Source organism: Nocardioides sp. (assembly GCF_036503465.1).
GTDB lineage: Bacteria > Actinomycetota > Actinomycetes > Propionibacteriales > Nocardioidaceae > Nocardioides.
Genome location: NZ_DASXWU010000096.1, coordinates 74,121 through 100,326 on the forward strand (window position 1 = coordinate 74,121; position 26,206 = coordinate 100,326).

The 26,206-nt window shown below is 69.7% G+C and carries 24 protein-coding genes and 2 pseudogenes; 21 read left to right on the plus strand and 5 right to left on the minus strand.

All coding sequences use genetic code 11. The annotated features are described in order from the left end of the window. The first annotated feature begins 73 nt into the window (after nucleotides 1-73). The 8 genes from tsf to rlmN all read left to right on the plus strand — a co-directional run bounded on the left by tsf (nucleotide 74) and on the right by rlmN (nucleotide 5,972). Nucleotides 74-886 (plus strand): translation elongation factor Ts, encoded by an 813-nt coding sequence (gene tsf / locus VGK78_RS18140; protein WP_331529132.1) that lies wholly within the window; start codon nucleotides 74-76, stop codon nucleotides 884-886. 117 nt (nucleotides 887-1,003) lie between these two features. Continuing rightward, nucleotides 1,004-1,717: a UMP kinase gene (pyrH, locus tag VGK78_RS18145; RefSeq protein ID WP_331529133.1), complete on the plus strand. Its 714-nt coding sequence runs from the start codon at nucleotides 1,004-1,006 to the stop codon at nucleotides 1,715-1,717. Nucleotides 1,718-1,786: 69 nt separating this feature from the next. Continuing rightward, on the plus strand, nucleotides 1,787-2,341 hold the full coding sequence (frr, locus tag VGK78_RS18150; protein ID WP_331529201.1) for a ribosome recycling factor: 555 nt from the start codon (nucleotides 1,787-1,789) through the stop codon (nucleotides 2,339-2,341). Nucleotides 2,342-2,387: 46 nt separating this feature from the next. Next, nucleotides 2,388-3,254 (plus strand): phosphatidate cytidylyltransferase, encoded by an 867-nt coding sequence (locus VGK78_RS18155; protein WP_331529134.1) that lies wholly within the window; start codon nucleotides 2,388-2,390, stop codon nucleotides 3,252-3,254. Between the two features lie 4 nt (nucleotides 3,255-3,258). Then, the gene (locus VGK78_RS18160; RefSeq protein WP_331529135.1) at nucleotides 3,259-3,804 is read left to right on the plus strand and encodes a histidine phosphatase family protein; all 546 of its coding nucleotides are present in this window, start codon (nucleotides 3,259-3,261) and stop codon (nucleotides 3,802-3,804) included. Continuing rightward, a complete protein-coding gene (locus VGK78_RS18165) occupies nucleotides 3,801-4,178 on the plus strand; it encodes a hypothetical protein (protein WP_331529136.1) in 378 nt (125 codons plus the stop codon). The genes VGK78_RS18160 and VGK78_RS18165 overlap by 4 nt, the downstream gene beginning before the upstream one ends. A 93-nt stretch (nucleotides 4,179-4,271) precedes the next feature. After that, nucleotides 4,272-4,808: a hypothetical protein gene (locus VGK78_RS18170; protein WP_331529137.1), complete on the plus strand. Its 537-nt coding sequence runs from the start codon at nucleotides 4,272-4,274 to the stop codon at nucleotides 4,806-4,808. Nucleotides 4,809-4,841: 33 nt separating this feature from the next. Then, nucleotides 4,842-5,972, plus strand: a complete 1,131-nt coding sequence (rlmN, locus tag VGK78_RS18175) for a 23S rRNA (adenine(2503)-C(2))-methyltransferase RlmN (RefSeq protein ID WP_331529138.1) — start codon at nucleotides 4,842-4,844, stop codon at nucleotides 5,970-5,972. Between the two features lie 72 nt (nucleotides 5,973-6,044). Here rlmN and VGK78_RS18180 read toward each other — a convergent pair whose 3' ends face one another. Next, nucleotides 6,045-6,983 (minus strand): Rossmann fold nucleotide-binding protein, encoded by a 939-nt coding sequence (locus VGK78_RS18180; RefSeq protein WP_331529139.1) that lies wholly within the window; start codon nucleotides 6,981-6,983, stop codon nucleotides 6,045-6,047. A 184-nt stretch (nucleotides 6,984-7,167) separates the two neighbouring features. Continuing rightward, complete coding sequence (locus tag VGK78_RS18185) at nucleotides 7,168-8,073, minus strand: serine protein kinase RIO (RefSeq protein WP_331529140.1); 906 nt, start codon at nucleotides 8,071-8,073, stop codon at nucleotides 7,168-7,170. A 612-nt stretch (nucleotides 8,074-8,685) separates the two neighbouring features. Here VGK78_RS18185 and VGK78_RS20430 point away from each other — a divergent pair. From VGK78_RS20430 to VGK78_RS18200, 3 genes and pseudogenes are all read left to right on the plus strand, one after another. Then, a pseudogene (locus VGK78_RS20430) lies at nucleotides 8,686-9,354 on the plus strand (M1 family aminopeptidase); the annotation flags it as partial. 118 nt (nucleotides 9,355-9,472) lie between these two features. Next, nucleotides 9,473-9,703 (plus strand): hypothetical protein, encoded by a 231-nt coding sequence (locus VGK78_RS18195; RefSeq protein ID WP_331529142.1) that lies wholly within the window; start codon nucleotides 9,473-9,475, stop codon nucleotides 9,701-9,703. A 24-nt stretch (nucleotides 9,704-9,727) separates the two neighbouring features. Then, nucleotides 9,728-10,351, plus strand: a pseudogene (locus VGK78_RS18200) (metallophosphoesterase family protein); the annotation flags it as partial. A 132-nt stretch (nucleotides 10,352-10,483) separates the two neighbouring features. Here VGK78_RS18200 and VGK78_RS18205 read toward each other — a convergent pair. After that, on the minus strand, nucleotides 10,484-11,872 hold the full coding sequence (locus VGK78_RS18205) for an FAD-binding oxidoreductase (RefSeq protein WP_331529143.1): 1,389 nt from the start codon (nucleotides 11,870-11,872) through the stop codon (nucleotides 10,484-10,486). Next, on the minus strand, nucleotides 11,857-12,297 hold the full coding sequence (locus tag VGK78_RS18210; protein ID WP_414690709.1) for an Lrp/AsnC family transcriptional regulator: 441 nt from the start codon (nucleotides 12,295-12,297) through the stop codon (nucleotides 11,857-11,859). The genes VGK78_RS18205 and VGK78_RS18210 overlap by 16 nt, the downstream gene beginning before the upstream one ends. Nucleotides 12,298-12,500: 203 nt before the next feature. On the opposite strand from VGK78_RS18210, the gene VGK78_RS18215 reads away from it, so the two are divergent. Genes VGK78_RS18215 through VGK78_RS18230 form a run of 4 tightly spaced genes read left to right on the plus strand, consistent with a single transcriptional unit; the run spans nucleotide 12,501 to nucleotide 16,645 of the window. Further along, nucleotides 12,501-13,727 (plus strand): spermidine/putrescine ABC transporter substrate-binding protein, encoded by a 1,227-nt coding sequence (locus VGK78_RS18215; protein ID WP_331529145.1) that lies wholly within the window; start codon nucleotides 12,501-12,503, stop codon nucleotides 13,725-13,727. After that, nucleotides 13,720-14,853 (plus strand): ABC transporter ATP-binding protein, encoded by a 1,134-nt coding sequence (locus VGK78_RS18220; RefSeq protein ID WP_331529146.1) that lies wholly within the window; start codon nucleotides 13,720-13,722, stop codon nucleotides 14,851-14,853. The genes VGK78_RS18215 and VGK78_RS18220 overlap by 8 nt, the downstream gene beginning before the upstream one ends. Continuing rightward, nucleotides 14,850-15,755 carry an ABC transporter permease gene (locus VGK78_RS18225; protein WP_331529147.1) on the plus strand — a complete coding sequence of 302 codons (906 nt, stop codon included), beginning with the start codon at nucleotides 14,850-14,852 and terminating at the stop codon, nucleotides 15,753-15,755. Before VGK78_RS18220 ends, VGK78_RS18225 begins: the two co-directional genes overlap by 4 nt. Further along, the gene (locus tag VGK78_RS18230) at nucleotides 15,755-16,645 is read left to right on the plus strand and encodes an ABC transporter permease (RefSeq protein ID WP_331529148.1); all 891 of its coding nucleotides are present in this window, start codon (nucleotides 15,755-15,757) and stop codon (nucleotides 16,643-16,645) included. Before VGK78_RS18225 ends, VGK78_RS18230 begins: the two co-directional genes overlap by 1 nt. A 187-nt stretch (nucleotides 16,646-16,832) precedes the next feature. On the opposite strand, the gene VGK78_RS18235 is transcribed toward VGK78_RS18230, so the two are convergent. Further along, nucleotides 16,833-18,215 (minus strand): aspartate aminotransferase family protein, encoded by a 1,383-nt coding sequence (locus VGK78_RS18235; protein ID WP_331529149.1) that lies wholly within the window; start codon nucleotides 18,213-18,215, stop codon nucleotides 16,833-16,835. A gap of 146 nt (nucleotides 18,216-18,361) precedes the next feature. Here VGK78_RS18235 and speB point away from each other — a divergent pair, with 146 nt between their 5' ends. The 6 genes from speB (at nucleotide 18,362) to VGK78_RS18265 (ending at nucleotide 26,199) form a co-directional block, all read left to right on the plus strand. Then, the gene (gene speB / locus VGK78_RS18240; protein WP_331529150.1) at nucleotides 18,362-19,363 is read left to right on the plus strand and encodes an agmatinase; all 1,002 of its coding nucleotides are present in this window, start codon (nucleotides 18,362-18,364) and stop codon (nucleotides 19,361-19,363) included. Beyond that, nucleotides 19,360-20,985, plus strand: a complete 1,626-nt coding sequence (locus tag VGK78_RS18245; RefSeq protein WP_331529151.1) for an amidohydrolase — start codon at nucleotides 19,360-19,362, stop codon at nucleotides 20,983-20,985. Before speB ends, VGK78_RS18245 begins: the two co-directional genes overlap by 4 nt. A 272-nt stretch (nucleotides 20,986-21,257) precedes the next feature. Continuing rightward, the gene (locus tag VGK78_RS18250) at nucleotides 21,258-22,691 is read left to right on the plus strand and encodes a gamma-aminobutyraldehyde dehydrogenase (protein ID WP_331529152.1); all 1,434 of its coding nucleotides are present in this window, start codon (nucleotides 21,258-21,260) and stop codon (nucleotides 22,689-22,691) included. 7 nt (nucleotides 22,692-22,698) lie between these two features. Next, the gene (locus tag VGK78_RS18255) at nucleotides 22,699-23,940 is read left to right on the plus strand and encodes a saccharopine dehydrogenase family protein (protein ID WP_331529153.1); all 1,242 of its coding nucleotides are present in this window, start codon (nucleotides 22,699-22,701) and stop codon (nucleotides 23,938-23,940) included. 1 nt (nucleotide 23,941) lies between these two features. Continuing rightward, the gene (locus VGK78_RS18260; protein WP_331529154.1) at nucleotides 23,942-24,991 is read left to right on the plus strand and encodes an ABC transporter ATP-binding protein; all 1,050 of its coding nucleotides are present in this window, start codon (nucleotides 23,942-23,944) and stop codon (nucleotides 24,989-24,991) included. After that, nucleotides 24,988-26,199, plus strand: coding sequence for an ABC transporter substrate-binding protein (locus VGK78_RS18265; RefSeq protein ID WP_331529155.1), 1,212 nt, complete (start codon nucleotides 24,988-24,990; stop codon nucleotides 26,197-26,199). The genes VGK78_RS18260 and VGK78_RS18265 overlap by 4 nt, the downstream gene beginning before the upstream one ends. Nucleotides 26,200-26,206: the final 7 nt, after the last annotated feature.

Here is a 26,206-nt window from a genome sequence, read left to right on the forward strand (position 1 = left end):
CCCGTACGGCGCCGTCCGCGATGCGGTGCGCCGCGGCGAACACCCACGACTCATCTGAGAGGCAGGTAGCACGATGGCGAACTTCTCCGCCAGTGACGTCAAGAGGCTCCGGGACATGACCGGTGCCGGGATGATGGACGCCAAGAAGGCCCTCGACGAGGCCGGCGGTGACTTCAGCGCGGCCACCGACATCCTGCGGACCACGGGCGCCGCGAAGGCCGCGAAGCGCGGCGCCGAGCGCACCGCGTCGGCCGGGCTCGTGGCCCACTCCGCGGGCGTGCTGGTCGAGCTGAAGTGCGAGACCGACTTCGTCGCCAAGGGCGAGGACTTCATCGCGGCAGCACAGAAGATCGCCGACGCCGCCTCGGAGGCCAAGCCGGCGGACCTCGACGCACTCAAGAACGTCCGGGCCGGTGACGAGACCGTCGATGAGATCGTCCAGGCGCTCGCCATCTCGATCGGGGAGAAGATCGAGCTCGGCGGGTACGCGCACTTCGACGGCCCCGTCGTCGCCTACCTGCACAAGCGCGCCGCCGACCTTCCCCCCGCGATCGGCGTCCTGGTCGCGTACGACGGTGACGCGGACGCCGCGCGCGGTGCGGCCAAGCAGATCGCGGCCATGCGCCCGCAGTACCTGACCCGTGACGACGTCCCCGCCGACGTCGTCGAGCACGAGCGCCAGATCGCCGAGGCGACCTCGCGCGAGGAGGGCAAGCCCGAGCAGGCGATCGCCAAGATCACCGAGGGACGGCTCAACGGCTTCTTCAAGGAGGTCGTCCTCCTGGAGCAGCCGTCGGTCACCGAGAACAAGAAGACCGTCAAGGCCGTGCTCGACGAGACCGGCACCACGGTCACCCGGTTCGCCCGGTTCGAGGTCGGCGCCTAGACCCCGTCGCCCCGTCCCTCGCCGGCTGCGCGCTCGCGACGGCCGAGGATAGGGAGACACGCCCCGACCGAAGTAGGGTGCGGGTAGCCCGACTTCGCGCCACCACCGAGGAGCCCTGTGACCGCCTACCACCGCGTCCTGCTGAAGCTGTCCGGCGAGGTCTTCGGCGGCGGCAAGGTGGGTGTCGACCCCGACGTGGTGCACCGGATCGCCGGTGAGATCGCCGAGGTCGCCCGGGAGGGCGTCGAGGTGTGCGTGGTCGTCGGCGGCGGCAACTTCTTCCGCGGCGCCCAGATGCAGCAGCGAGGGATGGACCGCACGCGCGCGGACTACATGGGCATGCTGGGCACGGTCATGAACTGCCTGGCCCTCCAGGACTTCCTCGAGAAGGAAGGCGTCGAGACCCGCGTGCAGACGGCGATCGCGATGGGCCAGGTCGCCGAGCCCTACATCCCGCGCCGCGCGATGCGACACCTCGAGAAGGGCCGCGTCGTGATCTTCGGCGCCGGCGCCGGCATGCCCTTCTTCTCCACCGACACCGTCGCCGCCCAGCGTGCGCTCGAGACCAAGTGCGAGGTCGTGCTCATGGCCAAGCAGGGGGTCGACGGCGTCTACAGCGCCGACCCGAAGTTCGACCCCACGGCCACGAAGTTCGACCGGCTGACCTTCCAGGAGGCTCTCCAGAGCAACCTGCGCATCGCCGACGCCACGGCGTTCGCGCTCTGCATGGAGAACAAGCTGCCGCTGATCGTCTTCGGGATGGAGGAGCAGGGCAACATCCTGCGCATCGTGCAGGGTGAGAAGATTGGCACGCTCGTCACCGCCGACTGACCGGCCGGTGGTCTCGACGGACGGGCAGCGACCGGGCGGCACGCTGAACCACGAAGGGACGGACCCGTGATCAACGACATCCTCAACGAGGCCGACGGCAAGATGGACAAGTCCGTCGAGGCGACCCGCGAGGAGTTCGCGGCCATCCGTGCCGGCCGGGCCAACCCCGGCATGTTCAACAAGATCATGGTCGACTACTACGGCACTCCGACCCCTTTGCAGAGCCTCGCGTCGTTCACCTCGCAGGACGCCCGCGTCATCCTGGTCGCGCCGTACGACGTGAACGCGATCGGCAATGTCGAGCGAGCGATCCGCGACTCCGACCTCGGCGTCAATCCCGCCAACGACGGCAAGGTGCTCCGCTGCGTCTTCCCCGAGCTCACCGAGGAGCGGCGCAAGGAGTACATCAAGATCGCCCGCCACAAGGCCGAGGAGGGCCGCGTCGCCGTGCGCAACCTGCGCCGGCACGCCAAGCAGCAGCTGGAGAAGATGGAGAAGGACGGCGAGGTCGGCCAGGACGACGTGACCGGCGCCGAGAAGCGCCTCGACTCGGTGACCAAGCAGCACACCGACTCCATCGACGAGCTGCTCAAGCACAAGGAGTCCGAGCTGCTCGAGGTGTGAGCACTCGACTCCCGCACCGGCAGCCCGGCCCTCCCACGACCTCCACATGACACAGGACCCGCCGGCGCCCTCGCGGGACCACGGGCGCGCCGGCCGCGACGTGCCGGTCTCGATCGTCAGCGCCGTCGTCCTGATCGCGCTGATCCTGGCGACACTCCTGGTCTGGAAGACCCTGTTCATCCTGGTCGTCGCCGCCGCCGTGACGGTGGCGGTGTGGGAGCTGCATCGCGGGTTCGCCGCCAAGGACGTCGACCTCCCGGAGCAGCCGTTGATGGCCGGCGGCGTCGTGATGGTCGTGGTCGCCTACTTCTGGGGTGCGCCGGCCCTGGTCACGGCGACCGCGGTCAGCGCGCTCGTCACGATGCTCTGGCTGCTGCGGCGCGGCGTACCCGGCTACGTGCAGAACGCCACGGCATCGGTCTTCACCCTGGTCTACGTGCCGTTCCTCGGCTCGTTCGTGGCGCTCATGCTCAGAGAAGGTGGTGCCACCGGCTTCGACCGGTACGACGCAGGGGTCAAGGGCATCCTCACGTTCATCGCGGTGACTGCCGGCTCGGACATCGGTGGCTTCGTGGCCGGGGTGCTGTTCGGCCGCCACCCGATGGCGCCGGTGATCTCGCCGAAGAAGTCCTGGGAGGGGTTCGCGGGCTCGGCCGTCTTCTGCGTGGCGGTCGGCGTCGCCATGATCGTCTGGGTGCTCGACGCCGACTGGTGGATCGGCGTCTGCCTCGGCGCGATCGCAGTGGTGATGGCCACGCTGGGCGACCTCTGCGAGTCGGTGATCAAGCGCGACCTCGGGATCAAGGACATGAGCCACGTGATCCCCGGGCACGGCGGCCTGATGGACCGGCTCGACTCCCTGCTGGCCACGATCGCGCCGATCTGGCTGCTCCTGCACTACCTGGTCTTCTAGCGGCGTGCCCCGCGTGCTGTACCTCGTCCGGCACGGCCGCCCGGTCGTCGACCCGTCCCGGCCCGCGCACGAGTGGGAGCTCGATCCGGCGTACGCCGACGACGTGCGCGTGCTGCGTCGACGACTGCCCGCGCACGCCGACTGGTTCTCCTCGCCCGAGCCGAAGGCGATCGGCACCGCCCGCCTCCTCACCGACGGGCCCGTCGAGGTGGTCGCCGACCTCCGGGAGCACGAGCGTCTCACCGCGGACTGGATCGACGACTTCGAGACCGTCGTACGCCGCGCGTTCGATCACCCGGACCACCCGGCGTACGACGGGTGGGCGGCCCTGGCCGACACCCGCAGGCGTGTGGTGTCCGCGGTCGCCGGCATCCTCGACCAGCACCGCCGACGCGACGTCGTCCTCGTCGGGCACGGCACCGCATGGACCCTGCTGCGCTCGGCCCTCCTTGGCGAGCCGCCCGACCTGGACTGGTGGGCGCGGCTCGCGATGCCGGACGTCGTTCATTACCCGGTGCCTCACGACCCGGGTGACATGCTGGAGCCATGAGCGATCCCGGCGCGTCCACGGCCGATGGTCACGCCGGGAATGAGGTCGAGGACGGTCCCGACTCCGAGCCCAGCTGGTGGCACCGGTCCCACCCGACCTTCGCCGGTCTGGTCGGGTTCTTCACCGGCGTCGCCTACGTCATCGTCATCCCCGGCATCTACGCCACGCTGCTCGGGCTGCTGGTCAGCGACTCGTCGGCCCGGCGGCTCTTCCCGCTCGTGGCGCTCGTGCTGGTCGTCCCCCTGGCGATGCTGATCCCCCGCAAGACCCGCCGGTTCGCGCAGTTCATGCTGCTCGGCGTCGTCTCGACGGCCGTCGTCATCGGTCTGACCGCGGCGCTGGTGGTCTGGGTGATGGTGCAGATCGAGGGCTGAAGCCGGCTGCGGTTTTCCAGCACCTTTACAGATCACTGTTGAACGGCACGCCGGGCACCGTCGTACCTCCTGTGTCACCACAAGGAGGACGTCATGAAGATCCCGGCCCTTGCGGCGCTCGCCGCGGCCACCGCACTCACCCTGACCGCGTGCGGCAACAACACCAGCAATGCCACGGCGGCGGACACCACCGGGTCCAACGGTCCCGGAAGCTCGAGCGCGACGGGGCTCGCCGTCGCCAGCACCTCTCTCGGGCGGGTCCTGGTCGACGGGCAGGGGATGACGCTCTACGTCCTCTCCGCGGACGGGATGAACAAGTCCACCTGCTCCGCCGCGTGCCTGCAGTTCTGGCCCGCCAGCGCGCCCGGGGGCACGTCGACGCTCCATGCGAAGACCGGGCAGACGACCACCCCCGACGGCACGGCGATCGCCACCGTCGCCGGGCACCCGGTCTACACCTTCACCAAGGACCAGCAGCCCGGGGACGTGAACGGTCAGGGCCTTCAGGAGTTCGGCGGCACGTGGTCCGCGGTCTCGCCGTCGGGCAAGCCGCTGACAGGCGGCACGGGTGGCTCGAAGCCCAGCGGGAACCCATCCTCGTCGTACACCCCGTACAGCCGCGGATACTGAGATCCGGCGCTCGGATGGGAGAATGGGCGGGTCATGTCCGACCCGTCCTCGCGCACCCTGCCGCTGGTGATGGCCGAGCCGCGAGGCCGGGCCAAGCCCCCGCGGCACCTTGCCGACCTCTCGCTCGAGGAGCGGGCCGCGTACGCCGCCGAGCTCGGGCTCCCGGCGTACCGCGCGAAGCAGCTGTCGACGCACTACTTCGACCGGCTCGTCGACGACCCGGCCGCGATGACCGACCTGCCGGCGGCCCAGCGCGAGGAGCTGGTCACGGCTTTCCTGCCGCCGCTGATGACGCCGATCCGAACGCTCGAGGCCGACCGGGGCACGACCCGGAAGACGCTGTGGCGGCTGTTCGACGGCGCGCTCGTCGAGTCGGTGCTGATGCGCTACCCCGACCGGGTCACCATGTGCGTGTCGTCGCAGGCGGGCTGCGGGATGGCCTGCCCGTTCTGCGCCACCGGCCAGGGCGGGCTCCAGCGGAACATGTCGACCGCCGAGATCGTCGAGCAGGTCATGGCGGGGGCGCGGTCTCTGGCGCGTGGTGACGTGCCCGGCGGTCCGGCGCGGGTCTCGAACGTCGTCTTCATGGGGATGGGCGAGCCGCTGGCGAACCTCAAGGCGGTGATCGGCGCCGTACGCCGGCTCACCGAGCCCGCTCCGTCCGGTCTCGGGATGAGCGCCCGCGGGATCACCGTCTCGACGGTCGGGCTGGTGCCGCGTGTTCATCAGCTGGCATCGCTGGGGATCCCGGTGACGCTGGCGCTGTCGCTGCACGCGCCGGACGACGAGCTGCGCAACGAGCTGGTTCCCATCAACACCCGCTTCTCGGTCGCAGAGGCGGTCGACGCGGCCTGGAACTACGCGCGGGTGACCAAGCGCCGGGTCTCGATCGAGTACGCCATGATGCGCGGCATCAACGACCAGGCCTGGCGCGCCGACCTGCTCGCCGACGTGCTCCTCGCCCGCGGCGACTGGGGGTGGGTCCATGTCAACCTGATCCCCCTCAACCCGACTCCCGGGTCGAAGTGGACCGCCTCCGACCCGGCCGACGAGCGGGAGTTCGTACGCCGCCTCGAGGCCCGCGGCATCCCCACCACCGTCCGCGACACCCGCGGCCGCGAGATCGACGGCGCCTGCGGCCAGCTGGCCGCGACCCGGGCCTGATCCGCGTGGCGGCGTGTTCCCCGGTGAACCGGGGAACGCTGACCTTCTGGGGGGAAATTTCGGCCGAGAACGTCATGATTCCCCGGTAGACCGGGGAACACGCCGCTCCTGCACCAACCCGGCCGCCTCGTCCACGGTGTCGACCAGGTGCACTTGGCCCTCCATGGCCCGGCCGCGGGCGAGCGAGTGCAGCAGCGGCCAGGCGGGGAGGGTCTCGGTCCAGTACGTCCGCCCCACCAGGACCATCGGCGCGACCGACCCCGGAGCGGCGTAGTAGTTCTCGCAGGCGTCCTGGAAGATCTCCTGGACCGTGCCGCCGGCGCCCGGAAGGAACACGATCCCCGCGTCGCAGACCTGGAGGAGGATCGCCTCACGGGTCGCGTTGCGGAAGTACTTGGCGATCGCGGTGGCGAAGACGTTCGGCGGTTCGTCGCCGTAGAACCAGGTCGGAATGCCCAGCGACTCCCGGCCGGACACCCCGTCGACGACGGTCAGGGCCTTCGCCGCCCACTGGTCCACCGACGGCTTGAACGACGGCACGCCGGCGAGTGTCGCGACCGCTGACGCCAGACGGTCACGCGAGGAGCCGGCCAGGAAGCAGCCGAGGTTGGCGGCCTCCATCGCACCGGGACCGCCGCCGGTCGCGACGACGTGCCGCTGGCCGAGCATCCAGCCGAGGCGGGCAGCGTCGGCGTACGCCGCGGAGGAGCGGTCGAGGGCGTGCCCGCCCATGACCCCGACCAGGTGCCGGCCGGTGATCCACTCGGTGAGGGCCTCGTCGACGGCGTGGTCGTGCAGCGCCTGGGCGAGGGTGGCCTGCGGGGTCGGCGGCTCGAGCGACCAGGCGTACGCGCGAGCGTCCAGCGAGCCGGCGTACGGCTGGACGTCGTACAGCTCGGCGGGCGTGTACAGCGCGCCGCGGTAGGGGTCGATCGGCACGTCGCCGTGCTCCATCCGCGGCGCGCCGGCCATCGGGCGGACCCGGATCGACCGCCCGCGGACCTTGCGCACGGGCTGACTCTAGGACCGCGAGGTCGGCGCGGGCGTCACCGGGTTTCGAGACGCGTCGCGCACTCCCTCGCTTCGCTTCGGGTGTACGCCGACGCCGGTTCCTGAGGAGCCGAGGGACGAGGCGTCTCGAAGGGCAACCTTCGCGCCTGGTCCTCCGGCTCGCAGGCTCGGCGGAGGGGCGCTCTCAGAACGCGTGGGCCATCAGCTCTCCGAACAGCTCCTGCTCGTCGACCTCGAGCCCCTTCCCGCGGAACCATCCGCAGATGTTGGTGCAGTCGCGGAGCAGGTAGTCCATCCCGTTCGCGTTCCCGACCAGGTCCACGACCTGCGGCAGGTCGATGATCACCAACCGCGGCCCCGCCGCCAGGATGTTGTACGCCGAGAGGTCGCCGTGGACGAGCCCGGCCTGCACGAGCGTGGCCAGCGAGTCGCGCAGCTGGTCGAAGTACGACGCGAGCAGCTCCGGATCGGGCCGGGTCTGCGCCAGCCGCGGCGCCGACTCCCCGTCGTAGGTGATCCACTCCATCAGGATCTCGGTGCCGTCGATCTGCACCGGGTAGGGGACCGGCAGGCCGAGCTGCCAGAGCCGGACCAGCGCGCCCCACTCGGAGACGGCCCACTCGCCGGCGGCGACCTCGCGGCCGAAGGTGCTCTTCCGCTTGAGGGCGCGGTTGTCGCGAGAGCGCTTCATCGAGCGTCCCTCGGTGTACGCCGCCGAGCGGTGGAAGCTGCGGTGGTCGGGCGCGCGGTAGCGCTTCGCGGCCATCACGACCGCGTTCTCCGGGTCGAGCGGGTCGGCCCGCTCGACCAGGAAGACATCGGCCTCCTTGCCGGTCTTGAGGATGCCGAGCTCGGTGTCGATCGCCCCCTGCGAGGTGACCAGCCAGTCGGGCCGCGGCTCCGGCCCGCGCTGCAGCGGCTCGACCGAGAGCCAGGTGGACCAGCGCTGGCCGTCCTCGAGGTCGTCGTACTCCTCGAAGTCGAAGACGAACGACGGGTCGATCCCGCTCAGCGGGTCGACGTGGGTGTAGCTGTCGGTAAAGAACTCTTCGAGCGCGTCAGCGCGCTCGGTGTAGTGCTCCGAATGCATCGGTGGTGGTGCTCCAGTCAGAAGAGGTAACGGCGGTGGGCATGCCGAAGACTTCGGTCGTCACGTCGCAGCTCCTCTCACTCGGGGCACCGGCCGGATTCCGGGCCGCGGACGAGTGTGGCAGGGCGCGGCCGCGGTCCGCAACGCGAATAACGATCCTGCGTCTCCCGACGCGGCCGGGATCGCCGGCCCTAGGCTTCCTCCGTGCTCACCCGGATCACCGTCGCGCTCGTCGCGATCGGACTCGTGGCGGGCGGCTCGGGCGTGCACCACGCACCGGCGGACGACGCCGCCGAAGCAACCGCGGCCGCATCGGCCGATCCGGGCACCGGCATCGGGGATCCGTACTTCCCCGAGGACGGGAACGCCGGCATCGACGTCCGCTCCTACGCCATCCACGACACCTATCTGTTCACCGGTCGCCTCACCGGACGGACCCGGCTGACCCTGCGCACGAAGGACCGGCTGCGCTGGTTCGACCTCGACTTCCTGCTGCCGGTCTCGTCGGTGCAGCTGTCCACGGGTCCTGCCACGTTCACCCGACCCGACCACCACGAGCTACGGATCCAGCCGAGACGCCCGATCGCCGCCGGGAGGACGGTCAGCGTCACGGTGCGGTACGCCGGACGCCCGGCACGCTACAGCTACGCGGGGGAGCGCAACTGGGTCGCCACGGCGCACGAGGCCGAGGCGGTCAACGAGCCGCACATGGCGCCGTGGTGGTTCCCGGCCGACGACCATCCGCTGGACAAGGCGCGGATGGACATCCACGTCACCGTCCCCCGCGACCAGCAGGTGGTCTCCAACGGCCGTCTCCTCGGGGTACGCCGGACCGGCCACCGCGCGACGTACCACTGGGGCGGCGGCGGCCCGATGGCGACGTACCTGGCGTTCTTCGTGGCCGGCCAGTTCGAGATCCGACAGGGCACGGCGCACCATCTTCCCTACTACCTCGCGGTCTCGCGCCGCCTCGGCGCGGCGCAGCGGGACAGCGCCGTGACCGGCCTCCGGAAGACGCCCGAGATCGTGCACTGGCTGCAGCATCAGCTCGGTCGCTACCCCTTCCGGTTCACCGGAGGCGTCGTCACCGCGCTCGACCCGGGGTTCTCTCTGGAGAACCAGACCCGTCCCGTGTACCCGCGCGGCGTCTCGCGGCTGCTGATGGTCCACGAGCTGGCCCATCAGTGGTTCGGCGACTCGGTCTCGGTCCGGCACTGGGCGGACGTGTGGCTGAACGAGGGTTTCGCGACGTACATGGAGCACCGCTGGACCGAGGGACACGGCGGCCAGACCACCTCGCGCTGGCTGCGCGAGGTCTACGGCTCGACGCCGGCGAGCTCCGGGTTCTGGGACCTCGTGGTCGCCGACCCGGGGGCAGCGGACCTCTTCGACTGGCCCGGTGTACGAGCGCGGGGCGATGACGCTGGCGGCGCTCCGTCGCCGGATCGGCGGCGAGGCGTTCGCCCACCTGCTGCGTCGCTGGGCCGTCGTGCACCGGCACGCCCACGGCTCCACCGGTGCCTTCGAGACGCTCGCCGAGAAGATCAGCGGCCAGGATCTCGCGTCGTTCTTCCAGGCCTGGGTCCGGCAGCCGGGCAAGCCGGCCGACACCGCCGACAACGGCCTCTGAGCAGCGGGACTGGTAGACCGGGGCATGCGGGTCGCGGTCATCTCGGACGTCCACGGGAACGCGGCCGCACTCGACGCCGTGCTGGCAGACGCAGCGGCCGCCGACGTGACGGCGTACTGGATCCTCGGCGACCTCGTCGCCTACGGCCCGCGTCCGGCCGAGACGCTGGACCGGATCCGTGGGCTCGGCGACGTCAGGTGCGTACGCGGGAACACCGACCGATACGTCCTGACCGGCGACGTCAGCGGCATGCAGCCGCGTGTCGACGAGCCGCGCACAGAGGAGGAACGCCGCGTCCTGGCGGAGGTGCTCGGTTCCCTGGCATGGACGCGGGATGCCGTCGCCGCGGCCGGCCACGAGCGTTGGCTGAGCACCAGGCCTGTCGAGGAGCGGGTGATCCTGCCGAACGGCCCGCGGGTGCTGCTGGCTCACGCCTCGCCCGGCCGCGACGACGGAGCCGGTGCGCACCCCGACGGCACCGACGCGGACCTCCACGCGCTCGGCTTCACCCGCGACGCGGCCGATCTCGTCCTGGTCGGGCACACCCACGTCCCGCTCGATCGGGCGGTCCACGGCGTCCGGGTGGTGAACCCGGGCGCGGTCAGCCTCCCGCGGTCCCGGGACGGCCTGGCGCGCTGGGCCTTGCTCACGGCCGACGAGGAGGGGTACGACGTCGGCTGCGCAGCACGACGTACGACCTGGCCGCCGTCGTCGACGACCTTCATCGCGTCGGCCATCCGGCGGCGAGCTGGATCGCGTCGAAGCTGGGTCCGCGGATCCTCAGTGGATGAACGGGGAGACCAGCCGGGCGATCCGGCTCGGACGCCCGGTCCGCTCCTCCTCGCGGTCCGCCCAGGTCATCCCGCGCAGTCCGGCGTTGATGCCCAGCCATCGCAGCGGTTCGGGCTCCCACGAGCGTGAGCGGTGGCCGACCCAGGGGAGCCGGGTCAGCTCGGTGTCGCGGCCCAGCACCAGGTCGGCGAGGGTGCGGCCGGCGAGGTTGGTGGTGGTCACGCCGTCGCCGACGTACCCCCCGGCCCAGCCCAGCCCGGACGTGGGGTCGAGCCCGACCGAGGCCGTCCAGTCCCGGGCGATGCCGAGCGCGCCACCCCAGCGGTGGGTGATCGCCGCCCCTCTGACGACCGGGAACAGGTCCACCAGCGTCGCGTGCAGTGCGTCGAACACGGCCGGAACCCGGTCGTACGCCGGGCGGATCCGTGAGCCGAAGTGGTACGGCGCGCCGCGGCCGCCGAAGACCAGTCGGTCGTCGGCGGTGCGCTGTCCGTAGATGACCAGGTGCCGGTGGTCGCTGAACGTCTCGCGCCGGCGCAGCCCGATCTGCTCCCAGACGTCGGCCGGGAGCGGCTCGGTGGCGATGATGAGTGAGTACACCGGGATCAGCCGCCGGCGCTCGCCGTCGAGGGTGGGCGTGTAGCCCTCGGTCGCGCGGATCACGCGCTCGGCGCGCAGGTTCCCGTGCCGGGTGACGACGGTTCCCGCCGAGATCCGGGTGGCGGGGGTCTGCTCGTAGAGCGCTACTCCTCGTCGTACGACGGCGTCGGCCAGGCCCCGCACCAGCCGGGCGGGATGGATCGCCGCACAGTCGGGGGTGTACGTCGCGCCGCGCACCCGGGTGCCCGCCAGGACACCGGTCGCCTCCGCGGCGTCGAGCAGCCGCACGTCGTCCTCGCCCAGTCCCCAGGCACGTGCCTCGGCGACCTCGGCTCGAGCCCGGGTCCACTGGGCCCTCGACCGGGCCAGGACGACCGTCCCACCCTTCGCCGCTCGGGCGTCGATGCCCTCCTCCTCGGCGGCGCGGAGCACCTCGTCGACGCTCGCTCGCATCGCCCCGTGCAGCGCCAGCGCCTTCTGCCGGCTCGAGCGCTTGGCCACCGAGGCGTGCGAGGCCGGGAACAGGGCCGAGGCCCAGCCGCCGTTGCGGCCGCTGGCCCCGAAGCCGGCGGACTCCGCCTCCACCACCGCGATCCGCAACGTCGGGTCGGCGCGCGCCAGGTAGAGAGCGGTCCACAGGCCGGTGAACCCGGCGCCGACGATCGCCACGTCGGCGTCCCGGTCACCTGGCAGGGCAGGGCGAGGCGCCCAGTCGTCGTCGGCGGTCTCGTGCCAGAGCGAGAGGGAGCGGTAGTCGGACCTCAGCGGACACCCCACGAGTAGGTCTGCTTGCGGAGCTTGAGGTACATGAACGTCTCCGTGCCCACGACGCCCGAGATGCGCCGGATCTTGCCGGAGATCACCTCGAGCAGGTGCTCGTCGCTCTCGCAGACCACCTCGACCAGCAGGTCGTAGACGCCGGCGGTGATGACGACGTAGTCGACCTCCTCGAGGTCGGCCAGGGCGTCGGCGACCGGTTCCATCGGGCCGTTCACGCGTACGCCGACCATGGCCTGGCGGGCGAAGCCGAGCTCGAGCGGGTCGGTGACCGCCACCACCTGCATCACGCCGCTGTCGATCAGGCGCTGGACGCGCTGTCGCACGGCTGCCTCGGACAGTCCGACCACCTTGCCGATCGCGGCGTACGACCGCCGGCCGTCGGCCTGGAGCTCTTCGATGATCGCCTTGGAGACGTCGTCCAGCGTCGCCCGAGGCTGCTTCTTCGTCATGGCGCCTATGCTGTCAGCCACCGACACGACCGGTCCAGCACCGAAAGACCAAGGATTTCGTCGTACGACGGTAATTGATACACGGAATCCCTTGTCGCGCCCCGGTCCACATGACACGATCCGAACCGATTCGGCAACACCGCGTTCGCACCGAGCCCCGACAGGAAGTAGCAGACATGGCATCGAGGTCCCCGTCCGACGCAACCACCCGGCGGCTCCTGAGCGGCCTCGGCCCCAGCAGCGGCCTCTCGCGCCGGAGCCTGCTGCGCGGCGCCGGGATCGGCGCGCTCGCGCTGTCCTCCCCGGCCCTCCTGGATGCCTGCGGCACCAAGGGCGCCAAGGTGTCGGCCGGGTCGTGCGTCAGCAAGGACCTGAGCTCGACCCAGAAGACGATCGTGTTCTCGAACTGGATCGGCTACATCGATCCCGCCAAGGCGAAGGACACCTCGACCCTGGAGAAGTTCCAGCAGGAGACCGGGATCAAGGTCGACTACCGCAACGGCGACGTCAACGACAACGAGCAGTTCTTCGCCAAGGTCTCGCCCCAGCTGCAGGACTGCAAGTCCACCGGACGCGACGTCTTCGTGCTGACCGACTGGATGGCCGCCCGGATGGTCGACCTCGGCTGGCTCCAGAAGCTGGACCACTCGAAGATGCCCAACGTCGACGCCAACCTGATCGACTCCCTGAAGTCGCCCGACTGGGACCCGCACCGTGACTACAGCGTCCCGTGGCAGAGCGGCATGACCGGCATCTGCTACAACTCCGACCTCACCGACCCGGTCACGTCGTTCAAGGACCTTCTCACGCGCCCCGACCTCAAGGGCAAGATCGAGCTGCTCACCGAGATGCGCGACACCATGCTCTTCATGCTCCTGCTCCAGGACAGCGACCCCGGCGACTTCACCGCCGACGAGTTCTCCTCGGCGATCAGTGCGCTGCAGAAGTACGTCAACAACGGCCAGGTGCGCCGCTTCACGGGCAACGACTACGTCGACGACATGAAGTCCGGCGACATCGTGGCCTGCGAGGCGTGGAGCGGCGACGTGATCAACCTGCTCGGCGGTGGCAAGTACAAGTGGGTGCCGCCGGACGAGGGCTTCGCCATCTGGACCGACAACATGCTGGTGCCGAACATGGCCGAGCACAAGACGAACGTCGAGACGATGATGAACTTCTACTACGACCCGGTGAACGCCGCGAAGCTCGCCGCCTGGAACTACTACTTCTGCCCGGTCAAGGGCGCCCAGCAGCAGATCGGCCAGTTCGACAAGTCGGCCGTGCACAGCGAGTTCATCTTCCCGAGCCAGAAGATCCTCCAGAACGGCCACGCGTTCATGAGCCTGGACCAGAAGAGCGAGCAGAGCTACCAGACCCAGTTCAACGAGGTGATGGGTGGCTGAGACGAACCAGGATCTGCGCCTGGAGTCACTGACGAAGCGGTTCGGTGACTTCACGGCGGTCCGCGAGCTCTCCCTGACGGTGCCGAACGGGTCGTTCTTCGCCCTTCTCGGTCCGTCCGGGTGTGGCAAGACGACCACGCTGCGCATGGTCGCGGGGCTCGAGGACCCCACCCAGGGGCGGGTCCTGATCGGTGACCAGGACATCACCCGGCTGCGACCGTACAAGCGGCCGGTGAACACGGTCTTCCAGTCCTACGCCCTGTTCCCGCACCTCACGATCTTCGAGAACGTCGCCTTCGGCCTCCGGCGTCGCGGCGTGAAGGACTACAAGCAGAAGACGCTCGACATGATCGAGCTCGTCCAGCTCGGCCCGTACGCCGGTCGCAAGCCGGCCCAGCTCTCGGGCGGGCAGCAGCAGCGAGTGGCCCTCGGCCGAGCACTGATCAACGAGCCCGGCGTACTCCTGCTCGACGAGCCCCTGGGAGCCCTCGACCTCAAGCTTCGTCGCCAGATGCAGATCGAGCTGAAGCGCATCCAGACCGAGATCGAGGTCACCTTCGTGCACGTGACGCACGACCAGGAGGAGGCCATGACCATGGCCGACACCATCGCGGTGATGAACCAGGGCGTGATCGAGCAGATGGGCGCCCCGGACGACCTCTACGAGAACCCGGTCACGACGTTCGTCGCGAACTTCCTCGGCCAGTCCAACCTGATCATGACCGACATCATCGACGGCTCCGGCCCCGAGGTGGTCGTGGACTGCCAAGGTCAGAAGATCGGCGTCTCGGCCGACCGCTGTCACGCCACCGGCCGCAAGGCCTGGCTCGGCATCCGTCCCGAGAAGATCTTCGCCAGCGACGCCGGCAACACCGAGCGCACCGACTCGAACGTGCTGACCGGCGGGCGGATCAGCGACGTGAGCTTCATCGGGGTCAGCACCCAGTACCTCGTGGCGATGCCGTGGGACCAGGAGCTGATGGTCTTCGAGCAGAACACCGGTCGCCGCCCGCTGTTCAGGAACGGCGACGAGGTCGACCTGAGCTGGTCGTCCGAGCACGCGTTCCTGCTCGACGCCGACCAGGACGCCCACGCCGGCATGATGACGCCGGAGGATCGCGAGTGAGCCACGGCGTCCTGCCTTCCGCAGCACCCGACACGGCAGCCGTCGACGGGGCGACGGCCAGGCGGCGGGGATGGGGATGGCTCCTGCTGGTGCCGGGCATGCTCTACCTGGCGATCTTCTTCGTCTTCCCGACGGTCCAGCTCTTCTTGACCTCGCTGTACGACCCCAGCGGCAACTACTTCACCGGCTACAGCCTCACCTGGCACTTCGCCAACTACCTGGACGCGGTCCGGGACACCTGGAACCTCTTCGTGCGGTCGTTCATCTACGCCGGCATCACGACCGGCGTGTGCCTGCTGCTCGGCTATCCGCTGGCGTACGCGATCGCCTTCAAGGCCGGGCGCTGGAAGAACTTCATGCTGGTCCTGGTGATCGCGCCGTTCTTCACCAGCTTCCTGCTCCGGACGATCTCGTGGCACACGATCCTCGCCGACAACGGGCCGGTGGCCGACTTCCTGCGCACCGTCCACATCCTTCCCCACGACGGTCGTCTGCTGGCCACCTCGACCGCGGTGATCGCCGGCCTGATCTACAACTTCATGCCGTTCATGACGCTGCCGTTGTTCGCGTCCTTGGACAAGGTCGACTACCGCCTGATCGAGGCTGCCGGTGATCTCTACTCGAGCCCGTTCACGGGGTTCCGGAGGGTGACCTTGCCGCTGTCGTTGCCGGGCGTCGTCTCGGGGACGCTGCTGACCTTCATCCCGGCCTGCGGCGACTACATCAACGCCGAGATCCTCGGCACGCCCAAGCAGTACATGGTCGGCAACCGCATCCAGGCGGCGTTCCTCACCGAGCACAACTACCCGCTCGCCGCGAGCCTGTCGCTGATCCTGATGGTCATCGTCGTGCTCATGGTGATCGTCTACGTACGCCGGGTCGGGACCGAGGAGCTGCTCTGATGGCCACCGTCCTGAAGAGCCCACCCTCGGCCGACCGCGACCAGCGCCCCGTCGAGGCCCGACGACGGAGCTTCGCTCGGTGGTTCTCCGACCACATGGTGCTGCTGATCGGGATCCTGGTCCTGGTCTACATGTTCGTCCCGATCGGCTACATCTTCGCGCTCTCGTTCAACCAGCCGTCCGCGAGCGCGACGGGGCACACGTCGGCCACGGGCCAGTTCGAGTCGTTCACCTGGGGCAACTGGACCTCGATCTGTGACCCCGAGGGGCTCTGCGACTCCGTCAAGCTGAGCCTCGAGGTCAGCATCACGGCCACCGTGATCGCAACGGTGCTCGGCACCCTGATGGCGTTCGCGCTGGTGCGTCACTCGTTCCGGGGCCGGGCCGCGTCCAACCTCCTCATCTTCCTGCCGATGGCGACGCCGGAGGTCGTGATGGGGTCGTCGCTGCTGGCGATGTTCGTCGCGACCGGCTTCGACAGCGTGCTGGGCTTCATCACGATCGTGATCGCCCACGTGCTGTTCTGCCTGTCGTTCGTCGTGGTGACGGTCAAGGCCCGCCTGGCGGGCATGGACTCGCGGCTGGAGCAGGCCGCCATGGATCTCTACGCGAACGAGTGGCAGACCTTCCGGCTGATCACCCTGCCCCTGGCCATGCCGGGCATCGTGGCGGCTGCCCTGCTGTCCTTCTCGCTGTCGTTCGACGACTTCATCGTCACCAACTTCACCGCGGGGCAGTCCGTGACGTTCCCGCTGTACATCTACGGCGCGAAGCTCAAGGACTTCCCCGCGCAGCTGTTCGTGGTCGGGACGATCATGTTCCTGATCTCGTTCGTCTTCGTGACCGCCGGCGAGGTCTGGCGCCGCCGCCGCACCCGCGCCTGGTCCTGAGCGCGCAGCCGGGCCCGAGGAACGAGGGCCCGGCGTGGGCGCGCAGGTAGAGCGAGCCCACGGCTGAGCCTGCGAACCGTGTCAGGCGAGTCGAAACCCCGTGACGGTGCCTCGGGCCCGGCCCCAGGCACCGTTTGGTGGTTTCGAGACGGTCGCAGAGCGACCTCCTCAACCACCGAGGACGGTTTCAGAGGAGGGTGCCGGCCTTGGTCAGCACCTCGCGGAGGATCTGCTCGATCTCGTCGAAGTGCTCCTGGTCGCAGATCAGCGGGGGAGCGAGCTGGACGACGGGGTCGCCCCGGTCATCGGCGCGGCAGTAGAGGCCCGCCTCGTACAGCGCCTTGGACAGGAAACCACGCAGGAGCCGCTCGGACTCCTCGTGGTCGAAGGTCTCCTTGGTGTCCTTGTCCTTGACCAGCTCGATACCGAAGAAGTAGCCGTCGCCACGGACGTCGCCGACGATCGGCAGGTCCTTGAGCTTCTCCAGGGTCTCGCGGAAGGCCCCTTCGTTCTCGCGGACGTGCTCGTTGATGCGCTCCTTCTCGAAGATGTCGAGGTTGGCCATCGCGACCGCGGTGGACACCGGGTGGCCGCCGAAGGTGTAGCCGTGCAGGAACGTCTCGGCGCCGTGCAGGAACGGCTCCATCAGCTGGTCGGTGGCGATCATCGCGCCGAGCGGGGCGTACCCGGAGGTGATGCCCTTGGCGCAGGTGATGATGTCCGGCTGGTACCCGTACCGCTCCGCGCCGAACATGTGCCCCAACCGGCCGAACGCGCAGATCACCTCGTCGCTGACCAGGAGTACGTCGTACTCGTCGCAGATCTCCCTGACCCGATCGAAGTAGCCCGGAGGCGGCGGGAAGCAGCCGCCTGAGTTCTGCACCGGCTCGAGGAACACCGCGGCGACGGTCTCGGGACCCTCGTTCTCGATGGCGACGGCGATCTCGTTGGCCGCCCAGAGCCCGAACTTCTTCTCGTCGTCCTCGAAGTATGGCGCGCGGTAGTAGTTGGTGTTCGGCACTCGGAACGTGGACGGCACCAGCGGCTCGAACGGCGCCTTCATCCCCGGCAGCCCGGTGATCGACAGCGCCCCCTGGGGCGTGCCGTGGTAGGCGATCGCCCGGCTGATGACCTTGTGCTTGTAGGGCTTGCCGGTGACCTTGTAGTAGTTCTTCGCGAGCTTCCACGCGCTCTCGACGGCGTCGCCTCCGCCGGTGGTGAAGAAGACCCGGTTGAGGTCACCCGGCGCGTAGCCCGCGACCCGCTCGGCCAGCTCGATCGCGTTGGGGTGGGCGTAGGACCAGATCGGCATGAAGGCGAGCTGCTCGGTCTGCTTGGCGGCGGCCTCGGCAAGCTCGGTGCGGCCGTGGCCGAGCTGGCTCACGAAGAGCCCGGCCAGGCCGTCGAGGTAGCGCTTGCCGTTCACGTCGTAGATGTAGGGACCCTCACCGCGCACGATGATGGGGACGTCGGCCTGCTCGTAGACGGAGTGCCGGGTGAAGTGCATCCAGAGGTGGTCGCGGGCAGCCTGCTGCAGGCGTGCGTTGTCGTAGGCGATCTCGCCGCGCATGGATATCGGTGTCCCTCATCTCGTGTGGTGCGCCCATCATGATGCGCCAGCGACCCTCCTGCAAGCGAATCCGTAGGCATATGCCGTGATTCGTCACGAAATCCGTAGGTAGGCGCGGACAAGACGCGACTGATAGGAAGACCCCCATGACCCGGTACGGCGCGCAGTTCGGACCCGACATCACCTTCCTCGGCGTTCCTGCCGTCGACGTGGCGGACGCAGCCGCTCTGGCCGTGGCCGACGTCGTGGTCGTGGGCGCGCCGTTCGACGGCGGTACCTCCCACCGCCCGGGCACCCGGTTCGGCCCGACCGCCATCCGGCAGACCTGCTACCTGCCGCAGGACGGCTCGCGACCGCACCTGGCCCTGCGCGTCGACGCGCTGCAGGACCTCGCCGTGGTGGACATGGGCGACATCGAGATGCCGCCCGGCGAGATCGAGCGGGCCCTGCATGCGCTCGAGGAGGCCGTGTACGCCGTCGCCTCGGCCGGGGCTGTCCCGCTCGTGCTCGGCGGCGACCACTCGATCGCCCTCCCGGACGCGACGGGCGTCGCCCGGCACCTCGGCTTCGGCCGGGTGTCGATGATCCACTTCGACGCCCACGCCGACACGGGGAACATCGAGTTCGGCTCGCTCTACGGCCACGGCCAGCCGATGCGTCGGCTGATCGAGTCGGGGGCGCTGCGTGGCGACCGGTTCCTCCAGGTCGGGCTGCGGGGCTACTGGCCGGGGCCCGAGACGCTGGACTGGATGGCCGAGCAGCGGATGCGGTCCTACGAGATGACCGAGATCGGCAAGCGGGGGCTCGACGCCTGCCTCGACGAGGCGTTCGAGATCGCCCTGGACGAGTGCGACGCGGTGTTCCTCTCGGTGGACATCGACGTGTGCGACCCGGGTCACGCCCCCGGCACCGGCACGCCCGAGCCCGGGGGTCTGTCGTCGCGCCAGCTGCTCGACGCGGTACGTCGGATCTGCCGCGAGCTGCCCGTCGCCGGCATCGACGTCGTGGAGGTGTCGCCGCCGTACGACCACGCCGAGATCACGGCGTACCTGGCCAACCGCGTCTGCCTCGAGGCGCTCTCGGGGCTCGCCGCGCGCAAACTGGGGATCACCCACGACCCGGCTGGCCCGCTGCTGGAGGGTCGGTGACGAGGACGCTGTTCACCGGTGGCTCGGTGTTCGACGGACACCGCCACCTGCCTCGCCACGGCCTGCTCATCGACGACGGGAAGGTCGTCGACGTGCTGACGCCCGGTGAGCTCGACGCGCTCGACCGGCGTGCCGGCCAGGTCATCGACCGGGCCGGCGGACTGGTCTCTCCCGGCTTCACCGATGCGCACTGTCACCCGATCCAAGGTGGCCTGGAGCGCCTGCAGTGCGACCTGACGGACGGCAGCACGCGCCAGGAGTACCTCGCGATGGTCGGCGCGTACGCCGGGCGGTACGACGGGCCGTGGATCACGGGCGGTGGCTGGGCGATGGCGGCGTTCCCGGGCGGCACGCCGTCGGCGACGGACCTCGACACCGTCGTGCCCGACCGGCCGGTCTTCCTGCCCAACCGCGACCACCACGGCGCCTGGGTCAACTCGCGGGCTCTCGAGCTGGCCGGGATCACTCGCGAGACCCCGGACCCGCCCGACGGACGGATCGAGCGCCTCCCCGACGGGAGCCCCCAAGGGACGCTGCACGAGGGGGCGATGGATCTGGTGGCCGCGCTGCTCCCCCTTCCCGAGCAGGGGGAGTACGCCGCCGGGCTGGTCGAGGGGCAGCGGTACCTGTTCTCGCTCGGCGTCACGGCCTGGCAGGACGCGATCGTCGGTGCGTACGCCGGCATGGCCGACACCGGGTCGACGTACTGCGACGCGACCGCGAGCGGTGACCTGGTCGCCGACGTGGTCGGTGCGCTGTGGTGGGACCGGGAGCTCGGGCTGGCCCAAGTGCCCGACCTGGTCGAGCGCCGTCGTGTGCAGTCGGGAGGGCGTTTCCGGGCCACGAGCGTCAAGATCATGCAGGACGGCGTCTGTGAGAACTTCACCGCCGCGATGCTGTCGCCGTACCTCGACGGGCACGGGCACGCCACCGGTAACGCCGGCCACTCCTTCGTCGAGGCGGAGGGGCTCAAGGAGGTCGTGGTCGCGCTCGCGGCCGAGGGCTTCCAGGTGCATGTGCACGCCATCGGCGATCGCGGCGTCCGTGAGGCGCTCGACGCGTTCGCGGCTTCGCGGTCAGGCGCCGACCTGAGGCACCACATCGCGCACATCCAGGTGATCCACCCCGACGACGTGCCGCGTTTCGCCGCGCTGGGGGTCGCGGCCAACGCGCAGGCGCTCTGGGCCTGTCACGAGCCGCAGATGGACGAGCTCACGATCCCGTTCCTGGGGGAGGAGCGGACCACGTGGCAGTACCCGTTCGGCGGTCTCCACCGGGCCGGCGCCCGGCTGGTGATGGGCAGCGACTGGCCGGTCAGCTCGCCGGACCCGATCGCCGCCATCCACACCGCCGTCACCCGCACGTCGTACGACGACACGCGCGATCCGTTCCTCCCGGAACAGGCACTCGACCTGACCACGGCATTCGCGGCGTACACCTCCGGCTCGGCGTGGGTCAACGGCCGCGACCGCCTCGACGGCGCCGGCGTCCTCGCCCCGGGGCACACCGCCGACCTGGCGGTCCTCGACCGGGACCCCTTCGCGGGCCCGGTCGACGAGATCGGGGCTACCCAGGTGGTCTCCACGTGGGTGGGTGGCGCGCAGGTGCACCACTGCGGCTGATCCCTGATCGGTGCCGGGCTGAGTGCGGGTTGGGACTCGCGGGCTGAGGACGGTTCATCACGCTGGGTGGTCGAGCCAGCACTGGGCCAGCGGAGTTCACCTGGCCGAGCGCGCGTTCACCTACCCGACATGATGAACCGTCCGTCTCCGTCCGCCACCCCGGGTCCCAGGGCCGGATCCACCCGGATCATCGGCTTCCGATGCACGGAATCCGTAGCCGAGGCGCCGCACCACTGTCGAATCCGCAGAAGATCCGGCTACGCTGCGGCTCCATGGCAGACCAGATCTTCAAGAACGTCGTCAACGGCCAGCTCGTCGACAGCGTGTCCGGGGAGACTTACGACATCGTCGACCCGACGACCGGCGAGGTGTACGCGCGGGCGCCGATGTCCGGGGCCGAGGACGTCGATCGGGCGTACGCCGCCGCGGCGGCGGCCTTCGAGTCGTGGGGGGAGACCACCCCGCAGGACCGGGGCAACGCGATGCTGAAGATCGCGCAGGCCATCGAGGAACGCGTCGAGGAGATCAACGCGGTCGAATGCAAGGACACCGGAAAGCCGCTCGGCCTGACGATGTCCGAGGAGATGCCGTACGCCTCCGACCACTTCAAGTTCTTCGCCGGCGCCGCCCGGGTGCTGGAGGGCCGGTCGGCCGGCGAGTACATGGCCGACCACACGTCGTGGATCCGGCGCGAGCCGGTCGGTGTCGTCGGGCAGGTGACGCCGTGGAACTACCCGCTGATGATGATGATCTGGAAGATCGCCCCGGCCCTGGCCGGTGGCAACACGATCGTCCTCAAGCCCAGCGACACGACGCCCGCGAGCTCGACGCTGCTGGCCGAGATCTGCCAGGAGTTCCTGCCGCCGGGCGTCCTGAACGTCGTCTGCGGGGACCGCGACACCGGCCGGCGGCTGGTCGAGCACAAGACGCCGCAGATGGTCGCGATCACCGGATCGGTGCGGGCGGGGATGGAGGTCGCCGGCTCTGCCGCCACCGACCTCAAGCGCGTCCACCTCGAGCTCGGCGGGAAGGCTCCGGTGATCGTCTTCGACGACGCGGACATCGAGAGGGCGGCCGAGGGGATCGCCGTCGCGGGCTACTTCAACGCCGGTCAGGACTGCACCGCCGCCACTCGCGTGCTGGCCGGTCCCGGGGTGCACGACGAGTTCGTGGCCGCGATCACCGAGCAGGCCAAGAACACCAGGACCGGGCTTCCCGATGACGAGGACGTGCTCTACGGAGCCCTCAACAACGAGAACCAGCTCGCGCGGGTCACCGGGATGGTCGACCAGCTCCCCGACCATGCGACCGTCGAGATCGGCGGTCACCGCCAGGGAAGCACCGGGTACTTCTACGAGCCCACCGTGCTCGCCGGGCTCCAGCAGGACGACGAGCAGATCCAGACCGAGATCTTCGGACCGGTGATCACGGTCCAGAAGTTCACCGACGAGGCCGAGGCGCTGCGGTGGGCGAACGGCGTCGAGTACGGCCTGGCCTCGAGCGTCTGGACCAAGGACCACGGACGGGCGCTGCGGATGTCGAAGCACCTGGACTTCGGCGTGGTCTGGATCAACACCCACATCCCGTTCGTCTCCGAGATGCCGCACGGAGGCTTCAAGCACTCGGGCTACGGCAAGGACCTGTCCATGTACGGCCTCGAGGACTACACGCGCATCAAGCACGTGATGTCCTATGTCGGGCAGTGAGGGCTGCGTGAGGATCCTGCTGGTCGGCGCCGGGGGCGTCGGCGGCGCCTTCGCGGCGATCGCTGCGCGCCGCGACTTCTTCGAGCAGGTCGTGGTCGCCGACTACGACCGGGCGCGGGCCGAGAAGGCGGCGGCGGACCATCGGTACGTCGCGGCCCAGATCGACGCGTCGAGCGCCGAGGCGGTGACCGCACTGTGCCGGCGGCACGACATCACGCACGTGATGAACGCGGTGGACCCCGTGTTCAACATGTCGGTCTTCGAGGGAGCGTTCGCCGCCGGCGCGGACTACCTCGACATGGCGATGTCGCTGTCACGTCCGCACCCGGAGGCGCCGTACCGGAAGACCGGCGTGAAGCTCGGTGACGAGCAGTTCGCAGTCGCCGATCGGTGGGAGACGGCCGGGCGCCTGGCGCTCGTCGGCATCGGTGTCGAGCCGGGGCTGTCCGACGTCTTCGCGAGGTACGCCGCGGACCACGACTTCTCCGAGATCGACGAGCTCGGCACGCGTGACGGCGCCAACCTGGTGGTGACCGACGACGACGGGAACGAGATCTTCGCGCCGTCGTTCTCGATGTGGACCACGATCGAGGAGTGTCTGAACCCACCGGTGGTCTGGGCCGTCGACGAGTCCGGGCAGGGCGGCTGGCACACGACGGAGCCGTTCAGTGAGCCGGAGGTCTTCGACTTCCCGGAGGGCATCGGACCCGTCGAGTGCGTGAACGTCGAGCACGAGGAAGTGCTGCTCATGCCGCGCTGGCTCGACTGCAAGCGGGCGACCTTCAAGTACGGCCTGGGCGACGAGTTCATCACCATCCTCAAGGTGCTGCACACGCTCGGCCTCGACCGCACCGAGAACGTCCGGGTGAAGGCCGCTTCTGGTGGGCATTGTGACGTCAGTCCGCGCGACGTCGTCGCAGCCGTGCTGCCGGACCCGGCCACGGTGGGCCCCCGGATGACGGGCAAGACGTGCGCGGGGCTCTGGGTCACCGGGAAGGACAAGGACGGTGCGCCGCGGTCGACGTACTACTACCACGTGGTCGACAACGAGTGGTCGATGCGCGAGTACGGCCACCAGTGCGTGGTCTGGCAGACCGCGATCAACCCGGTGATCGCCCTGGAGCTCCTGGCCAACGGCACCTGGAAGGGTGCGGGAGTGCTCGGGCCCGAGGCCTTCGACGCCGTACCGTTCCTCGACCTGCTCACCGAGTGCGGCGCACCGTGGGGGCGCCGCGAGATGAGCACCTGAGATGGCAGCCGTCACCGCCCAGGGGCTGACCAAGCACTTCGGTGACGTGCACGCCGTCGAGGACCTCGACCTCGACATCGCCGACGGGGAGTTCTTCTCGATGCTCGGCCCGTCGGGCTCGGGCAAGACCACCGTGCTGCGGATGATCGCCGGGTTCGAGCGGCCGACCAGGGGCCGGATCCTGCTCGGCGACCAGGACGTCACGGAGCTCCCGCCGCACCGGCGCGACGTGAACACCGTCTTCCAGGACTACGCGATCTTCCCGCACATGGACGTGCTCTCGAACGTCGAGTACGGCCTGCGCGTGAAGAAGGTGGACCGCAGGCAGCGGCGTCGCCGGGCCGAGGAGGCGCTCGCCGCGGTGCGGCTGGAGGGCTACGGCAGGCGCCGCCCGACCCAGCTGTCCGGCGGGCAGCGGCAGCGGGTCGCGCTCGCCCGCGCACTGGTGAACCGGCCGAAGGTGCTGCTGCTCGACGAGCCGCTCGGGGCCCTGGACCTCAAGCTGCGCCGGGAGATGCAGCTGGAGCTCAAGCAGATCCAGCGCGACGTGGGCATCACGTTCGTGTTCGTGACCCACGACCAGGAGGAGGCGCTCTCGATGAGCGACCGGGTCGCAGTGTTCCGCGAGGGCCGGGTCGAGCAGGTCGCGACCCCCGTGGAGCTGTACGAGCGCCCGGCCAGCTCGTTCGTCGCGGGCTTCGTCGGTACGTCGAACCGGCTGCGCGCCGAGACCGCGCGCCAGCTGCTCGGCACGCCGGGGGAGTACGCCGTACGCCCGGAGCGGCTGCGCGTGGTCCCTGCCGGGACCTCCGGAGCTCCCGGGGAGCTCAGCCTGCCCGGCCGGGTGACCGAGGTCGTCTACCTGGGCCCGACCACCCACGCCATCGTCGCGCTCGAGGACGGAGCCACGCTCACCGTTTCGCGACCCAACGCCGGTAACGCCTCGGAGCCTCCGCTCGAGGCGTCCGACCGGCTCGTCGCGGTGGTGCTCCACCGCGACTCACTGATCTCACTCTCGGGAGGGACCGAGAAAACCGAGGAGACAGCATGACCAGCAGGAGAACACGCAGGCTCGGTGCCCTGCTCGGCGTCGCGGCGCTGGCCCTCGTGGCCGGCTGCGGCACGTCGGCGGGGTCGAGCAACACCGCAGCGCCGGGCAAGAGCGGCTTCACCCCGCCCGACGTCCCGATGCAGAAGTCGCTGGGCCAGATGGAGGGCAAGGTCAACATCCTCGCCTGGCCGGGCTACGCCGAGGACGGCTCCAACGACCCCAAGGTCGACTGGGTGACGCCGTTCGAGAAGCAGACCGGCTGCCAGGCCAACGTGAAGTACTTCGGCACCTCGGACGAGGCGGTCAACCTGATCAAGACCGGCGGGTACGACGTCGTGTCGGCGTCGGGGGACGCGTCACTGCGGCTGATCGCCGGCGGCGACGTCGCCCCGGTCAACACCGACCTGATCAAGGACTACTCCCAGATCGAGCCGTTCCTGAAGGACCGGTCCTGGAACAGCGTCAACGGCCAGATGTATGGCGTCCCGCACGGGTGGGGCGCGAACCTGCTGATGTACAACACCCAGAAGGTCCACCCCGCACCGACCAGCTGGGGCGCGGTGTTCACCGACGCCTCGCAGTACAAGGGTCACGTCACGGCGTACGACTCCCCGATCTACATCGCGGACGCCGCCCTGTACCTGATGAAGACCCAGCCGGACCTGGGCATCAAGAACCCCTACGCCCTGGACCAGAAGCAGCTGGACGCTGCAGTGTCGCTGCTGAAGGACCAGCGGCAGAACATCTCGGAGTACTGGTCGGACTATCTCAAGGAGGTGCAGGCCTTCAAGACCGGCGACTCGGTGATCGGCACGACGTGGGAGGTCATCCAGCAGGTCGCGGCCGGCGAGAAGGTGCCGGTCAAGGCGGTCCTGCCGACCGAGGGGGCGACGGGCTGGTCCGACACGTGGATGATCTCCGCGAAGGCCCAGCACCCGAACTGCGCCTACGCCTGGATGTCCTACATCACCGAGCCGAAGCCGCAGTCGGAGGTCGCGCAGTACTTCGGTGAGGCACCGGCCAACGGTCAGGCGTGCGCGCTGACCGGGAAGGCCTTCTGTAAGGCCTACCACGTCACCGACCAGGCGTTCGCCAACAAGATCTGGTACTGGACGACGCCGATCTCCCAGTGCCTGGACGGACGCACGGACACCACGTGCACCGACTACGGCCAATGGACCCAGTCCTGGACCGAGATCAAGGGGTAGCTCCTCT

Bases quoted from the DNA above. Each gene is read 5' to 3' on its own strand.
- VGK78_RS18155 (WP_331529134.1), top strand. From the start codon at position 2,388: ATGACACAGGACCCGCCGGCGCCCTCGCGGGACCACGGGCGCGCCGGC.
- VGK78_RS18235 (WP_331529149.1), bottom strand. From the start codon at position 18,215: ATGCGCGGCGAGATCGCCTACGACAACGCACGCCTGCAGCAGGCTGCC.
- rlmN (WP_331529138.1), top strand. From the start codon at position 4,842: ATGTCCGACCCGTCCTCGCGCACCCTGCCGCTGGTGATGGCCGAGCCG.
- tsf (WP_331529132.1), top strand. From the start codon at position 74: ATGGCGAACTTCTCCGCCAGTGACGTCAAGAGGCTCCGGGACATGACC.
- VGK78_RS18215 (WP_331529145.1), top strand. From the start codon at position 12,501: ATGGCATCGAGGTCCCCGTCCGACGCAACCACCCGGCGGCTCCTGAGC.
- VGK78_RS18250 (WP_331529152.1), top strand. From the start codon at position 21,258: ATGGCAGACCAGATCTTCAAGAACGTCGTCAACGGCCAGCTCGTCGAC.
- VGK78_RS18230 (WP_331529148.1), top strand. From the start codon at position 15,755: ATGGCCACCGTCCTGAAGAGCCCACCCTCGGCCGACCGCGACCAGCGC.
- VGK78_RS18170 (WP_331529137.1), top strand. From the start codon at position 4,272: ATGAAGATCCCGGCCCTTGCGGCGCTCGCCGCGGCCACCGCACTCACC.
- speB (WP_331529150.1), top strand. From the start codon at position 18,362: ATGACCCGGTACGGCGCGCAGTTCGGACCCGACATCACCTTCCTCGGC.
- VGK78_RS18165 (WP_331529136.1), top strand. From the start codon at position 3,801: ATGAGCGATCCCGGCGCGTCCACGGCCGATGGTCACGCCGGGAATGAG.
- VGK78_RS18265 (WP_331529155.1), top strand. From the start codon at position 24,988: ATGACCAGCAGGAGAACACGCAGGCTCGGTGCCCTGCTCGGCGTCGCG.
- VGK78_RS18185 (WP_331529140.1), bottom strand. From the start codon at position 8,073: ATGCATTCGGAGCACTACACCGAGCGCGCTGACGCGCTCGAAGAGTTC.
- VGK78_RS18260 (WP_331529154.1), top strand. From the start codon at position 23,942: ATGGCAGCCGTCACCGCCCAGGGGCTGACCAAGCACTTCGGTGACGTG.